This is a genomic window from Halostella sp. PRR32, assembly GCF_034808085.1.
GTDB classification, from domain to species: domain Archaea; phylum Halobacteriota; class Halobacteria; order Halobacteriales; family Natronoarchaeaceae; genus Halostella; species Halostella pelagica.
In genome coordinates this window covers 819,916-834,051 of the sequence record NZ_JAXHGL010000003.1, presented here as the reverse complement: position 1 = coordinate 834,051, position 14,136 = coordinate 819,916, and the positions used below count along the sequence as shown (strand labels likewise).

At 54.2% G+C, this 14,136-nt stretch carries 9 protein-coding genes; 6 read left to right on the top strand and 3 right to left on the bottom strand.

Annotated elements, in window-relative coordinates; all coding sequences use genetic code 11:
* Positions 1-64: 64 nt before the first annotated feature.
* Positions 65-1,825, bottom strand: a complete 1,761-nt coding sequence (locus SM753_RS14150) for a hypothetical protein (protein WP_323192074.1) — start codon at positions 1,823-1,825, stop codon at positions 65-67.
* A gap of 225 nt (positions 1,826-2,050) precedes the next feature.
* Between SM753_RS14150 and SM753_RS14145 the strand changes: the two genes are divergently transcribed.
* From SM753_RS14145 to SM753_RS14125, 5 genes are all read left to right on the top strand, one after another.
* Positions 2,051-3,433 (top strand): ATP-binding protein, encoded by a 1,383-nt coding sequence (locus SM753_RS14145; protein ID WP_323192073.1) that lies wholly within the window; start codon positions 2,051-2,053, stop codon positions 3,431-3,433.
* 518 nt (positions 3,434-3,951) lie between these two features.
* Positions 3,952-4,758: a hypothetical protein gene (locus SM753_RS14140; protein ID WP_323192072.1), complete on the top strand. Its 807-nt coding sequence runs from the start codon at positions 3,952-3,954 to the stop codon at positions 4,756-4,758.
* Positions 4,755-5,261 (top strand): hypothetical protein, encoded by a 507-nt coding sequence (locus tag SM753_RS14135; protein ID WP_323192071.1) that lies wholly within the window; start codon positions 4,755-4,757, stop codon positions 5,259-5,261. Before SM753_RS14140 ends, SM753_RS14135 begins: the two co-directional genes overlap by 4 nt.
* Positions 5,261-6,196 carry a hypothetical protein gene (locus SM753_RS14130; protein ID WP_323192070.1) on the top strand — a complete coding sequence of 312 codons (936 nt, stop codon included), beginning with the start codon at positions 5,261-5,263 and terminating at the stop codon, positions 6,194-6,196. The genes SM753_RS14135 and SM753_RS14130 overlap by 1 nt, the downstream gene beginning before the upstream one ends.
* Complete coding sequence (locus tag SM753_RS14125; protein ID WP_323192069.1) at positions 6,189-8,225, top strand: hypothetical protein; 2,037 nt, start codon at positions 6,189-6,191, stop codon at positions 8,223-8,225. Before SM753_RS14130 ends, SM753_RS14125 begins: the two co-directional genes overlap by 8 nt.
* A gap of 389 nt (positions 8,226-8,614) precedes the next feature.
* Here SM753_RS14125 and SM753_RS14120 read toward each other — a convergent pair whose 3' ends face one another.
* Positions 8,615-9,625: a tyrosine-type recombinase/integrase gene (locus SM753_RS14120; RefSeq protein ID WP_323192068.1), complete on the bottom strand. Its 1,011-nt coding sequence runs from the start codon at positions 9,623-9,625 to the stop codon at positions 8,615-8,617.
* A gap of 470 nt (positions 9,626-10,095) precedes the next feature.
* Here SM753_RS14120 and SM753_RS14115 point away from each other — a divergent pair, with 470 nt between their 5' ends.
* Entirely contained in the window at positions 10,096-13,320 is a 3,225-nt protein-coding gene (locus SM753_RS14115; protein WP_323192067.1) for an MEDS domain-containing protein, read from the top strand.
* Positions 13,321-13,804: 484 nt separating this feature from the next.
* On the opposite strand, the gene SM753_RS14110 is transcribed toward SM753_RS14115, so the two are convergent.
* A complete protein-coding gene (locus tag SM753_RS14110; protein WP_323192066.1) occupies positions 13,805-14,083 on the bottom strand; it encodes a hypothetical protein in 279 nt (92 codons plus the stop codon).
* Positions 14,084-14,136: the final 53 nt, after the last annotated feature.

Genomic DNA, 14,136 nt, shown 5'->3' with positions numbered 1-14,136 from the left:
GCATCGGCGATTTCCCGCTTCACTTCCTTTGATTTGACGACCTATCCCGTCGCCTTACAGCGATTCACCAGTGCCCCTCGAATAGTTTTACGAGAACTGCGCCTTCCAACTCTCTCGACTGAACGTTGAATTCAGTCTCTACATCGAACCAGTCTGGAAGCGCGTAGGTGCTAATATAGACTGTCGCACCGCCGTTTTCGAATACGGTTTGATCCCGACCAAATCTGAGTACCGCCTGTACGACTTGATCATGAGCGAAATACTGGTAGATCTCATCGCCAAGGTCGCCGAATGACTTCTCAACGTCCTCATCGTCGCTACGTGTTATTTCGACTGCCTCTCCGCATAACCCCGCCCAGAGACGGACAAGATCGTCCCCTGGGTGAGGCATGCCTGCGACGACCCCCAAGGATTCTGTTTCGAAGTCATTCGAGCTTTTGACCGTTGCGTAATGTAGTGCCTGATGTTTATCGGACACTTGGGTATCGTCGGTCTCCTGTCCAGAATCAGTTTGTTTGACGAAAGTGTCCAGTAGTCCTCTGTTCTGATACCGCTCTAACGCTCGCTTTGTCGAAATTAGCGCGAATGGGTCTTCTTCAAGCGCCTGAACAGCAGCAAACCGGTCTGGGTCTGAGTTACTAATATCCCCAGCCGCATATGGGTACCATCCATCACCGATCTGGATGAGCGACATGTTCATCGCAGAACGGAGATACGTTGGGAAATCCTCTCGGTCAATTACCTGCTGATGATCAAACCCATCCTCTGGTGCAAAGAGGAGATTCCACAGGTCAATGGTAGGTGTCCCATCGAGACCGATAACCTGCTCTGCCTCGGAAAGATCTGGGGGGCTCAGAGCGAACATCTCTCCCGTATTTCGATCTCGAAGGCATTTCGTCGCAGGTCCAAGGTCTGCACTTTGCCATATGTCGTCAAGTGAACCACCGGGTGGTGGAGCGAGGTCAACCCCTGGGCCGATTCGTTCCATACAGAGCAAGCTGAAGGTGAGAAACGGCGCATAGGCGTGAACGTCATCATACTTCTCAAGTGTAGGATCTAAGAGCTCAGAGTGCTGGGCTACACGACGACTGGCTCCATGCTCTTGGAACCAGTCGATTGCTTCCTGCCAGCCCTTGGGGCCGTCTCGTCTCTGCATCAGGTCAGTGACGTCATTGTAGACGTTTGTTGGGAAGTCTGTGTCACCCTCGTCCAATGCGTGAAGGAAGCTGGGAACAATATCACCGGGATTGTCGATAACACCTGAGTTGTCCCCAGGGAACGGCTGTAGAAATGGTCCAGGGTTGAATTCGTCAATGATTACAATCCGATTTCGGATATACTGACGTCGTTTACAATGGCTATGATGCCCGATAAGGAGGTCAATCGATTCGATTTCCTCATCAATCGTCTCCATCTTCTCCATATAGTCGCAGTCCATCCCACAGGGAGCCTGATCTCGGAATTTTAAGTGAATCGTCCGCCCTGAATACCCCTTCTCATAGAGACGTTGGATATCTGCTGCGGACCCCTCGGTTTCTCCGAGGAATGTCTCGCAATCACGTTGGGGTGCGGGAATTCGCTTATACCGGATATCACCATGTTCCTCTGCTTTCTCTTCGGCCTGTTCATACAGATCAATTCGGCGTGCGAGATACGTGACCGGCTTCTCTGCTTCGAGTGCTAATTTGACGGCGTTCGTTGTTTTACCGCTATTCGGAGGTGCTTCGATGAGTACGGGTTCCTCTGCGTCACCGGCATCCTCAATGAGTTCACGTGTGTGATTGCGTACCGCAGAAATGTCGCCAGCGGTAGTAGAGTCAAGCATGCTGTCTTGTTTCAGTAACTCAGTAAAGATACCATGGGTTGAGGAAACTACAGGCCCTCCACAACTCGGGAACCTTTCATGTTCTAAGGGTTTCAACAGAGCCAGCTGTTTCTCAATCCATCCGGTATATCAGGAGAAGGAATTAGCAAATAGCCAAATCTGAGTTAGCCTATTCTGAAATAGGCTACCCGGAAGTATTATTCTCCAGTAGGAGAGAGTAGACACATGGAACGCTTCGTGGATCGGGAACAGGAACTCTCACGGCTGCGTGGATGTTACGAATCCGACGACGCCGAGATGGTCGTTATTTTTGGTCGGCGACGACTCGGGAAGACACAGCTCGTTCAGCACTCGCTTTCCGACCGGGACGACGCCGTCGTCTACCAAGCCACGGAGACCACTTCACAGATACAACTTGACGAGTTCGTCGATGTTGCGGCCGACACATTTCCTGGGATTACGGAGATCAAACAGAACTGGGAGTCCCTCTTAGGGTATCTCGGCGACCACGACGGAATTGTGGTCCTTGACGAATTCCCCTACCTCATCGATGCTGACGAAAGCCTTCCTTCGGTTATTCAGCGGCTGTGGGACCAACGCTTCCAGAACACCTCGGGTACGCTCATTCTGGTCGGATCCTCGATTAGCATGATGGAAGAAGCAACTCTGCTTGGAAACAGCCCGCTGTACGGGCGGTTTACCGAGAAACTTGACCTCCGACCACTCGATTTCGCAGCCGCACAGGAGTTCCTTCCGGACGACTACTCGCCTGAAGAGCAGATTTTCACGTGGGGCATTTTCGGCGGTGTCCCGTACTACCTTGACGGTGTCAATCTTGATCAGGATCTCGGAGCCGTTCTCACTGAGGAAGTACTCTCTCAGAAGGGGTATCTCCACAATGAACCAGAGTACGTCCTCCGAACAGAACTCACAGACCCGAATCGGTACTTTGCGATCCTCACTACGATCGCTGCAGGGAAGACGACGTCAAACGAGATTGCGCAAGCAGTAGGGATCGATGGGAAGCAGATTTCGACGTACACCCAGAAGTTGGAACGGCTACGACTCATCGAGCGTGAGGTTCCACTAACCGAAGAGAAAGCGAAATCACGCCGCGGACGCTATCGAATCCTGGACCCACTGTTTCGCTTCTGGTTCCGCTTCGTCTACGGCAAAGAAGACCGATACGAACGCTTGGGTGAAGACGCCTACGAGGCGGCTATCGAACCAGAACTCCCGGACTTCGTGAGCCAAGAATTCGAGAAGCTCTGTCAGGATGCGCTGCCGAATCTGTTTCCCGAGAAGACGTTCCTCGATATCGGCCGCTGGTGGTACAAGGAGCATGAGGTTGATGTCGTCGGATTCACGACAGATGGAACCATGGTCGCGGGGGAGTGTAAGTTCACGAACGCACCCCTTGACTACAGTGCGCTCGCCTCACTCGAAGACCATTCTGCGGAAGTCCGATGGACTCCAGATACTGGTGACACCAATATGGAATACGTATTGTTCACGCGTAGCGGCGTCACACAATCTGTACAGGAAGCGGTCTCCGAACGCGATGACGTACACGTGTTTGACCTCCGCGATATTACACAACACGCCTGAGCGCGGCATTCACCAACAGAAGATTTCTGAAAACCGCCATCAATGCTGGCTGGGTAACAGACCGAGAATCCCGGGCGAGAATCGAGCGTCGTCGAACGCTTGAGCAACGATAGTGTGGGGTTCGTTGGCGAAACAACAGATACTGATGCAGGGAGAGTGTCCTCGCCGCCCCTCAAAAATGGCTTCGAAGACCGCAACCGGTTAAAGAATAGATGCGAAGGCTCTGTTGAAATTCTCAGAAGGTAATACGTTAGACCCCGTTTCGTTCAGTACAGGTGGCTCACCTATCACTGCGGATCTTGGTCTACCGCTCATCTGTCAGAAACTGCCTGCAAGATCTAGAGGGTGTAGTCAGCACAAGGTGGTGGACAATTTTCAGCCACTGGCCAAGGGGATAGAAATCACCGACGGGGTGTTGACAGGTAGACCGAATAAGACAACTAGCACTTATCGCAAGATCTCATCCATGCCAGCAGCGCAGAACCCCGTTTTATGTGGCAGGTGTACCATCACCCCATATGGCGGATCAGATGACCTTGCAACGTCTCCTTGATCATGTCACCTTCGGGCATGGCCCCCACTTCCTGCTCGAAGTCCTCCTCCTCCAATTTGCCGGCGTCTTTCTGACATTCCAGTTTTCCAGTTCACTTCTCGTCCAAGTCTCCAATCCCGACCTCTTCATCCAGGCATATGCCGCCACTTCGATCGTCTTCCTCGGCATCCTCTTCTTGTTCACCGCGAAAATGCGGAAGCGAACATTTTCATCCACTCTCTACACACGATTCCATCTCATCGTCTCTGTTTTCGGATATCTCGTTGCATCTGGGGTCATCATCGTGTTCGGGTACATCCTCCTAATCCTCACAACAACAGGGTGGACCAGCCTCAACCGTCTTGATTATGTGTTTTCTGCGATGCTCACGGTATTGTTCGCATCATTACTGGCAGTAGGATATCACGCCCGCGTTGTCGATGACCAACCCAGTCGTGATACGATTGTTGAAACGATCAGCGCGTGGCAGGAGTCGCTCTCTTGGGTGGATGAGGATGAACGGAGCCACGCCAAGCAAGAAGCCTATGACGAATTCAGTGACCGGATGGACGACTTGTCAGATCTACTATCGCATGCGAAGACGGTTGAAGGAAAGCAGCTTCGGTCAGATTTCGAGGATTGGCAGGAACATTTCGACGGACACAGTGAGCTATCGAAGGAAACAATTATCAGAGGACAAGGAGAAACCAAGAACGAACAGTTAGCGAAAGAGCATCAGGAACTGCGATCAATCCGCCAAAGACTCCGGATTCTTGCTGGAGAACAGGAATGATAACCCGCTATAACGATTCGAACGATGCCATCCCACACGAAGAGAATCTGCTGATTCTCACTAGGAGTGGTCGGTGCTACGGCAACGATTTTTCCGATATCGTGCAGGAAATCCGTGACGGAATTCAGGGTGACAAACTGCTTATTCAGGAATACTTCCATTCCTTGGACGACCTCACAAACCGAGATAAGTTGATTCAGAACAGTGTCTGGATCATCCACTGGCAGGAATGTCTTGAAGACGAACCCTATCCCTATCTCAAGCACTATCTTGACACCCGCGGTTATCCAAATGAGAGTGAGATCGTTCTCTGTGTTGACGGCCCTGCGAAGGCTGAGAAGGTTGGATCCCGCTACCCGAGTGTGGCCGTCGCCCCGTCGAAACAGTTCCTTGTCGCATATGCGCAGGGACATTTGAACACGGCGAACCCTGCCTGTTCAGGCGGTACAGAAAAGGTGATCGCGTGGAACAACGAGGTCTGCGATGACTTGGGGGTACCCTAATGCCGAACGAGTGGAAAGTCCTTGAACGCGCTGTAAACCGGTTTGACTTGAACCATGAGCAACGAGAGGAATACCTCCAAGTCGTAACCGATGTATACAGCGAGGCGATGGCGGCCACAGCCGATTTTGAGGAATTCGGTTACGAGTATTACGAATTCCTAAACCAGGAGGTATTCTCTGATGATCGTGTAGTCTCTACCCTTCGCGGCTTTGGACTATCGGACAATCAACTAGCGGAATTTCGGAACGGAACTATCGATGCTGACGAGTTAGTAAAGACCTGGAACGAACTTCGGTTCCGGATTGACGAACTCATCGACTTTGCTATGCTGCTGAAACTGGTCAAGGACTACTCTCTTCGGTCGGACACAGGGATGATAGACTCCAGGTACCGGCTGCAGAAACTAGTATATCTCGTGAACCGGAAGATTTCAGAGCAAGAGGACTACGCCGCCGTCGGGGAGAACCGCGGCGATCTCGGTATGTTAGATCGGACTGGGTACCGGTACCAGTTCACGAAACGCGACTCCGGCCCATTCTCCGCTGATGTCTACGAAGACAAGAACCGGTTGTTCGCATGGGAGCTAATCGACGAACCGGTCGTTGGCAAAGAGGGGACTGGCGAGGTCGGTGAACGGAACCGACGGTACGGTATCGAACTCACATCGGCGGGCGAGATTATGATTGACCAGTTCTACGATCGGGTTGAACAGGCTGACAGCGTTATGCTGTCATCGTGGAACTATGCCCAGCAATCGGTGATCGACGAGGTTGTTCACATGACCCATGAGGACATCGTTGGAACGATTGGTGAGGATGAGCGGCTTCAACGTGCGTCCATCGGGACAGAGCTGCTTGTCGGGCCGACGCGGAAGTTCAAAGCGAATGACATTGAGTTCTTGGACGAGTTAACAGGACAATTTGCCCATGCCTAAAAGAGACGACATCATCGAGAGCATTATCACCGAGTTGCAGGGGGAGGACTTAGAGCCAGATGATATTGAGGAATGCCGTCGGTTACTTAAGGAGAATTACCGTGACCTGGAATTCCCAGTTAATAATGTGACACTGCGGCGGATCAGGGCGCAGAACTTCCGGAACTTGGACGACCGGACAGTACGGTTTGATGACCAGAATACGGTGCTGTACGGGCCGAATGATCAGGGGAAGACGGCTATGTTGGAAGCGGCCCGTTTCAATTTATTCGGCCGGCAACAGAAGCAGCGCATTACACTGACTGACCCGATCCAGGATGGGAAGGAGTCGTTGGAAACGACAGGGAACTGGTCAGTGGATACGAACCACTACTTAGTCCACCGGATGATGAATCGAGAAGGCCCAGGGTATTCGGGCGATGACCGGCCGAAATTGAACACGGAGCCGTCGTCGGAGGACGATATTCCGTTCCAGGCACCGAATACGCAGCAAGACGTGTCTGAGGCGTTCGGTATTTGGCCGGTAGAATCCCGTGATTTCGGACGGTACAATATTTTCTCGTTGTTCTGTTTGATGGCACCTGATTACAAGGCGTTCCTGCGGTGGCAGAATAAGGGAGATTTCATCGATCTATTGTTCGGTATCAGCTTGGCTGCACCGATTAATGAAAGTAAGAAGCGACGGAACAAGGTGTATGAGCTAACGGAAGACGAAGAAACGGCACCTGAGGACTTAGCGACCGCGCAGAGCCGTGAGACGGAGCTTCAAGAGCGAGTGGAAGAGTTGCAGGTGTCGAAAGAGGAAACCGAGACAACGTTGGCTGATCGTCGGAGTGAACTCCGGTCGATCAATGAAACGCTAGATCAGGATAACGAACTGGAGCGGTTAGAATCAGAAAAGCGCCGGTTACAGCGGCAGATTGACAAGTTGGAGTCGGAAAAGCGTGAGACCCGCGGTAATCTGCGGGACACGCGGCTGAGGATTGAGCGGTATGAGGAGATGGAGATGGGCGAGGAACTGCACTCGACCGCGCAGGATTTGCAGCAGATGATGAGTGTTCCGAACCGCTGCCCGATCTGTACTAATTCTGTTGACGATGACCAACGTCGTCGATTGATGAATGATGGGGACTGTCCGTTGTGTCGGAAGGAGATGCCGGCGGACCGTATTGAGGAAGGAACGGAGCAAGATGTGCGTGAGTCGATCATTGAGCAGGAGCAGATGGAGGAGAAGTTGGACGAGTTGCAGTCGCGGGAGAGAGAGCTTGAAGGCGAATTACAGTTGGTGGAGTCTCGGATTGAGGATCATCAGAACCAGCTCGATACGGTGGAGGCGCAGATGGCGGACAATGATGTGAAACAGTTGGCGGATCGGCGGGACGAACTGGAAACGGAGATTTCAGAGTTGGAGCGTGAGGCAACCTCGATAAGGGTTGAAATGAATGCGAGACAAGATGAGCTTCAGGATGTTCGGGAGCGGGTTGACGAGTTAGAAGGGGCGTACGAATCCCGGAATGAGAAGGCGCAGAAACAGCAGGCGCTAAAAACGTTTGAACGAGTGGTTCGGCGGCATATCGAGGAGGAACGGACAGACCTGAAGAACGCCCTGCAGGATGAAATGAACGACCTGCTGTCGTACTTTGAGTACGGCCGGTTCGCCGATGCGCGAAGTGTTGAGTTCCAACCGCGTGGCGGGTATGATTTCTCAGTGGTAGTTGAGGACGGAGATAATGTTCCGTCCGACCGCCACAATGAGTATTCGAATGAAGGGAAGATTGTGGCGTTGCTGTTCCATACGGCGGTGCTGAAGCAGCTGGCAGAGCAGTCGAGTACGTTACCAATCCGAATGTTTATTTTTGATTCGCCATTCTTCGACATTCCGGATACGGGGAACGCGCCGGATATTGGGAATTTCTTGTTGGCATTGCCGGAGGAGCTGTCAGAGTATCAGGTGATTTTGACGGTGACGGATTCTGCGTTGTCGGATCGGGACGAGCTAGGTGACGTGTACGAAGTTAAGGATTTCTGACGTTTTTGAGTGGGTATTGTATGGTTGGGTGTATGAAATGACCATGACATGATGAATTTTTAAATTGAGGGATGGAAAAACGCTGTATGATGTCGCGCACCTCACAGGGCTTGGTATCGGTTTACAGTCTTTCTGGCCTATCACTTACGTAAGGAAGATGGCTTCGGCACTTACCGGACTCGTCATCAGCTAGGTGCAGAATATGTGTATTCCATCTTGTACGGTTTTTTGGAAGGCATACGAGGTTTGTTAGAACTTACCAATACGCAGTTCTTATTGAAGGATCATTCCAGACTATAAAAATATATGAATCATGGGGTTTCAACAGAGCCGATGCGAATTAATTAACGAGATCGTCTCACTACTGGACAGCACAGTAGTACTGCCTGTTAGAGGTTATCCAGGTAATCTCGCCGTTGCTCCATCTTTTCGCGCTTTGTCCGGCGGTCGTAGTGCTGTTCCAACACGACTTTCGAGACATTCGCTCTGTCTGAAACGGCGTTTTCAGGTATTTCGTTGTTGAGTGAGTGCGTGATGCTCCCACGACGAATCGCGTGCGGGCTTACACTCGATGGGCAGCTGGACGCAGCGTCCCGATCAGTCGCTTCACAGTCTTCTGGATCGCGGTCGTGCGGACACTCGGCACCGTATTCGCATGGTCGAGTCGCCCGATAACAATACCCGCGTAGCGTCGTCCGGTGTGCTCGACCTTGGCGCGACGCGAGTAACGGCTTTCGTCCCTGGTCATCCGTTACGTCCGGGCGCTTGTCGGCGATCCAGTCATTCAGGAGTTCACAGAGCTGATCAGACAGTGCCACGAGTCGCTCCCCGTCCTCCTTGTTCTTGATTGCCGTTCCCTGGTCTGGGCGATGACGGACATCGAGGTACTGCTCGTCTGGGTGGTAGTCACCAAGGTCCAACGCGTGCGCGGCTCCGACGCGCATCATCGTGTGCCACAGTAAGGCGATTGTGACGTGCCCCAACGTCGCGTACTGGTACTTTTCGAGGTGAGCCAGTACGTTCGTAGCCTGATCCGAATCAAGCATGACATCCCGAGTGTTCTGCTCTGGCGTCAGTGAGGGGGAGCGAACCTTCGTGCTCAAGTCCTGCTCAACTCCATCCACCTGCTCTAACCATCGGACGAAGACTCGCAGGGTGTCCATCTGAGTCTTCTCCGAGGCAAGTGAGAGGTCGCCTTCGTCGCGCCGCCACAGTCGGTAACGGTGAAGTTGACGACCGGTGAGATCGTTGAGATTCCCGATGCCCTGTTCGTCGCACCAGCGAACGAAGTGCCCGAGCCGCGACCGGTGCGAGTAGATTGTCGCTTCGGTCAGCTCGTTTTCTCTGTCTGCTATGTACAGTTCGAGTGCCGTCTCTGGGTCGATTGGTTCCAGTGACATAGTTGCCAGTCGGATGACGAACCGATCACCGACGATCGACTGGCCCGGGATGAGAGAACGAACAGTATCGCCACTGGGTCTGTTGAAGTAGGATCGCTCAGGGGACGACTGGAACCGGTTGAAACTCTCGTGTTCGAGAGTCGAACCGATGCCTGCAGCGCCCATAGATTCTGAATCGCGATACGGAGTTTCGGTTCGTCGTTTTCTCACAGCACTACTCGTTCGATAGTCGAACGATCACTTCGCTGTCTCCGAATCCAGATTCAGGAGTAGTTCAGAAGTCCACGTCCTGAAGACAGAGAAACGCGCGACGCAGTCCCGATTTCTTTCGTGAATCACTGAGCGAACTAGCTGATAGGAAGGTTTGCATATCAACCGAGCGCTGGCTCCAAACGGTGGGTGTACGAGGGCGGATCACCCACGTGCAGATGAAGACCACATTTAACTGTGCCACTCAACTACCATTGCCAATGAGTCAACAGGGCGAACGCAGTGATCAACCGGGGGCGCCGGGTCTCGAAAGCGCCCTCGAGGCATTGCGTCAGAGTCCTGAGTTTCGCGGCCCGGTCGAATCCCTCGATGGTCACGACCACGCCAACGACCATTTCGCACTCATATATGAGACACGAGACGAGCAGTTCGCGGCCGCCATCCCGTTCATCCACCACGGGCTTGAGCAGGGCGAGCGGTGCCTGTACGTCGCGGATGACAACTCGAAAGCAGAAGTACTGGAAGCGATGCGGGCCCGCGGCATTGACGTGGACGGTGCCCTCGACTCGGGTGCGCTCTCCGTCCACACGAAGGCGGACACGTACCGCAGGACCGGCACGTTCAATCAGGATGCAATACTGGAGTTCTGGGAGGACTCCCTAACGGAGGCAACAGACGAGGACGGCTACACGGGAATCAGGGTAGCCGCCGAGATGACGTGGGCGCTGGATGAGAATACGAGCCCCGATCAACTGGTCGAGTACGAAGCGGCCCTCAACACTCTGATCCAGAACGAGGACTACACCATCATGTGTCAGTATAATCGCGAGCGGTTCCCGCCCGAGGTACTCGAAGACGTTATCGAGACCCACCCGCACCTCATCCACGACAACATGGTCTCTCACAACGTCTACTACACCCCACCCGAGGAGTTCTTCGGCCCCGAGCAGCCAGCCGATAAGGTTGATCGGATGATGGGGAAGCTTCGCGAACAGACCGAGGCGAAGGCGGAACTCCAGCAATCGAAAGAACACTTCAAGCAGGTCTTTGAGAGCAGCCACGACGCTATCCTCATCGTTGACCCCGAAGCGGACGAAATCCTCGACGCAAATCCAGGCGCATCCAAGATGCTTGGATACGAACGAGACGAGCTGCTGTCGCGCCGCCCCTCCGACTTGTATCCCGACGAACTCGACAGATTCAGTACGTTCGTTGACGAGGCGTTCGAAGATGGTATCGATTGGACGGACGAACTTACCTGCCGCACCAGGGATCGGGGCCGGATTCCGACTGAGATCTCGGCGTCCCAAATCGAGGTCGATGACCGCTCGGTCGTGCTCGCGGCGATCCGCGACATCACCGAACGCAAGGAACACGAGCAGGCCCAACAGAGATTGTACGAGATCGTGGCCGATTCTGACAGGCCATTGGACGACAAACTCCAAGCGGTACTTGAGCTCGGCTGCGAGCGATTCGACCTTGAATACGGCGGGATCGCCCGTATCGATCCGACGGCCGATCTGTTCGAGGTGGAGACCATACGCGGGGACCACGACCACCTCGTCCCGGGTGAGCAGTATCCGCTCTCCGAAACCTACTGCCGATTGGTGACAGACGACGGAGAAACCGCTGCCGTCACCGACCCTGTAAGCGAGGGGTTCGAGGGGAAACTGTGCTACGAGCGCTTCGGCGTTCAGGCATACCTCGGAAGCCACCTCGAAGTCGATGGTGACGTCGATCGAACGTTCTTCTTCGTCTCGAACGAACCACGGAAGGAGAAGTTCTCAGAGGCCGAACGCACGTTCCACCACCTGATGGGGCAGTGGGTGGAGTACGAACTCGAACGCAGGCAGGCCGCGGAGGCACTGCGCGAACAAACCCACACCCTCGAAACGATCAACCAGGTGGGCAACTCATTGGCCGCCGAACTCGACCTCGAGACTCTGGTGCAGGAGGTTACGGACGCCGGTACGGAAATAACCGGCGCGGAGTTTGGTGCCTTCTTCTATAACGTCATCGATGATCTGGGCGAATCCTACACGCTCTATACCCTCTCAGGGGCTCCTGATGAGGAATTCGAAGACTTCCCGATGCCGCGTAATACGGAGGTCTTCGGCCCGACCTTTCATGGCGAGGGGGTCGTCCGTTCGGACGACATCACCGAAGATCCGCGGTACGGTAAAAACGCGCCCTACGACGGGATGCCCGAAGGCCATCTGCCGGTATCCAGTTACCTGGCAGTTCCTGTAATCTCGAACTCCGGTGAAGTACACGGCGGCCTTTTCTTCGGCCATTCGGAGCGGGACATCTTCACCGAGAAAGATGAAAACATCATCACCGGGATTGCTTCCCAAGCGGCCGTAGCCATTGATAACGCCCGCCTGTATGAAACGGCGCGCGAAAGCGAGGAGCGATTCCGAGCGTTGGTCACCGCGAGTTCGGAAGCCGTGTTTCGCATGAGTTCCGATTGGAACGAAATGCGACACCTCGAAGCCCAGGGCTTCCTCGCCGACACGAACGAACCGAGCAGCGACTGGCTCGACAAATACATTCACCCGGACGACCAGGAGCGCGTCATGGAGGCCGTCAACGAAGCCCGCCGGACCAAGAGTACGTTCGAGCTTGAACACCGGGTGGAGCAGGTCGATGGCAGCCTGGGCTGGTCATTCACGCGTGCGGTCCCAATGCTGAACGAGGACGGTGACATTGAGGAATGGATCGGTATGGCGAGCGACATCACCGAACGCAAGCATCGCCAGCAGGCACTCGAACAAACTAATGCACAGCTGGAACGCTCGAACGCCGAATTGAAGCGGTTCGCCTACGCCGCCTCCCACGACCTCCAGGAGCCGTTACGGATGGTGTCGAGTTACGTCCAACTGCTCGAACAACGATATGCCGACGATCTCGATGCCGACGCACAGGAGTACATCGAGTTCGCCGTCGATGGTGCCGACCGGATGCGCGAGATGATCGATGCGTTGCTGCAGTATTCACGGCTCAACACGAGTGACAAAGAATTCGAACCCGTGGACTGTAATGACGTACTCGCTCAGGCGACGGATAATCTTCAAATCGCCATCGAAGAGAGCAGCGCCGAGATTACCTCGGATTCACTGCCTACGGTCATGGGCAACGAGCAGCAACTGGTGCAGCTGTTCCAAAATCTGCTCGACAACGCTATTACGTACGCTGGTGGCGAGCCCCCGCGTATTCACGTCACCGCTGAGACGCAAAACGACGAATGGGTGCTGTCGGTCCAGGATAACGGAATCGGGATCGATTTGGACAAGGCCGAGGAGATCTTTGAGGTGTTCAACCGCCTCCACACCACTGACGAGTATGCCGGCACTGGTATTGGCCTCGCACTCTGCCAACGGATCGTTGACATTCACAATGGCCGCATTTGGGTTGAGTCGGAACTCGGTGAGGGGTCGACTTTCTCATTCACGGTTCCCGAGAAGAAAGCGAGCAAATCCGTATAGGTAGTGGTTCGTAGACGAGCGAGGGAATCGAGATTCTGCTGGCCGAGGATACCCCGGGCGATGTTCGTCTCGTGTACTTAGCAGATGGTCGGTGAACTCGTGACCGATACGCGCTACTCGATTCAGCAAGACGGTACGAGTTCATGACTCCTCCATCAATTACGCCGATTCTCAAATCCTCGAAAAACAGCCACCTTATGCCTGAAAGGGTGATTCGTTCGATCATCGAACTCAAGCCGAAATTGTCTTAGGTTCTGTCAGGAATGCCGTGCGAAATACAGATCTTGGAGTTAGCAGGGCGATCGAGTTTTCTCAGGCCGGGAGTTATCGCCTACTCTGGACTTTTCACCGATTAGACGGCTGGTTCGAAGAGGTGGTAGGCGACGACCGTCTCGATCCCAACACATCGCTTCCCTGATCCCCTGTCGGCGGAACTCCTCGACCACACCGATCGAGTAGACGACGGCCACGTCCCCGCTCTGTATCAAGACCCCGTTAGCAGTGGGGTCTCCGCCCACTCTGCCGAGGAACAAGCGGGCATCGTTGCCGCCAGAGCGGCCTGATCGACCTGCTCTACGACGTGCAGCGGCATCTCGAAGGCCGACGCCGTAACCGTGCTGAAGTCGTGACGTTCGTCCGGGTCGGTCGCCTCAGCGATCACGGCAACCGAGTTCTGGGGTGATATCTCATCGAGTGAGGCCATCCCGGGGTGCTCTTCGGCCTTCACGCGGTCAGCGAGGTGGTTCGTGACTTCCTTGACCACGGGTCGGTCACGGTTTCCCAGAACGACACATCACGCTCGGACATCCACGCGAC